Here is a 1,526-nt window from a genome sequence, read left to right as displayed (position 1 = left end):
CCAGGTGCTGTTCCTGCTGCTACACTTATTGCTCCGGTAGTCGTGTTTAAACTAATTCCCGTTGGCCATGTACCGCTTTGTGCGATTGTAGAGTTCGATGTTGTACTTGCAACGCCATTGGTTGTGTCATTCGATAATACAGTAGTGATTGCAATTCCGCCAGTTGCAGCGATGCTTCCACTTTCTGTTATCGGTGTGACTACCGATGTTACCGTTACATTGTCTGTTACTGTAGCACAGGTTTTTGGTGTCAGTTTATCACATAACTCGTAAGCAACTGCATATACGCCAGGTGCTGTTCCTGCTGCTACACTTATTGCTCCGGTAGTCGTGTTTAAACTAATTCCCGTTGGCCATGTACCGCTTTGTGCGATTGTAGAGTTGGCTGTTGTACTTGCAACGCCATTGGTTGTGTCATTCGATAATACAGTAGTGATCGCAATTCCGCCGGTTGCAGCGATGCTTCCACTTTCTGTTATCGGTGTGACTACCGATGTTACCGTTACATTGTCTGTTACTGTAGCACAGGTTTTTGGTGTCAGTTTATCACATAACTCGTAAGCAACTGCATATACGCCAGGTGCTGTTCCTGCTGCTACACTTATTGCTCCGGTAGTCGTGTTTAAACTAATTCCCGTTGGCCATGTACCGCTTTGCGCGATTGTAGAGTTGACTGTTGTACTTGCAACGCCATTGGTTGTGTCATTCGACAATACAGTAGTGATCGCAATTCCGCCAGTTGCAGCGATGCTTCCACTTTCTGTTATCGGGCTGACTACCGATGTTACCGTTACATTGTCTGTTACTGTAGCACAGGTTTTTGGTGTCAGTTTATCACATAACTCGTAAGCAACGGCATATACGCCAGGTGCTGTTCCTGCTGCTACACTTATTGCTCCGGTAGTCGTGTTTAAACTAATTCCCGTTGGCCATGTACCGCTTTGCGCGATTGTAGAGTTCGATGTTGTACTTGCAACTCCATTGGTTGTGTCATTCGATAATACAGTAGTAATCGCGATTCCGCCGGTTGCAGCGATGCTTCCACTTTCTGTTATCGGTGTGACTACCGATGTTACCGTTACATTGTCTGTTACTGTAGCACAGGTTTTTGGTGTCAGTTTATCACATAACTCGTAAGCAACGGCATATACGCCAGGTGCTGTTCCTGCTGCTACACTTATTGCTCCGGTAGTCGTGTTTAAACTAATTCCCGTTGGCCATGTACCGCTTTGCGCGATTGTAGAGTTCGATGTTGTACTTGCAACGCCATTGGTTGTGTCATTCGATAATACAGTAGTAATCGCAATTCCGCCAGTTGCAGCGATGCTTCCACTTTCTGTTATCGGTGTGACTACCGATGTTACCGTTACATTGTCTGTTACTGTAGCACAGGTTTTTGGTGTCAGTTTATCACATAACTCGTAAGCAACGGCATATACGCCAGGTGCTGTTCCTGCTGCTACACTTATTGCTCCGGTAGTCGTGTTTAAACTAATTCCCGTTGGCCATGTACCGCTTTGTGCGAT

The 1,526-nt window shown here is 45.9% G+C and carries 1 protein-coding gene; it reads right to left on the bottom strand.

Translation table 11 applies throughout. The annotated features are described in order from the left end of the window. A partial coding sequence (locus BLV35_RS19380) for a beta strand repeat-containing protein (RefSeq protein WP_218133020.1) occupies positions 1-1,526 on the bottom strand: 1,526 nt, incomplete at both ends.

This window comes from Flavobacterium gillisiae (genome assembly GCF_900107635.1).
Taxonomy (GTDB): Bacteria; Bacteroidota; Bacteroidia; order Flavobacteriales; family Flavobacteriaceae; genus Flavobacterium; species Flavobacterium gillisiae.
Note: the sequence above shows the minus strand (reverse complement) of the source record. Positions and strands in the feature narration are given on the sequence as shown.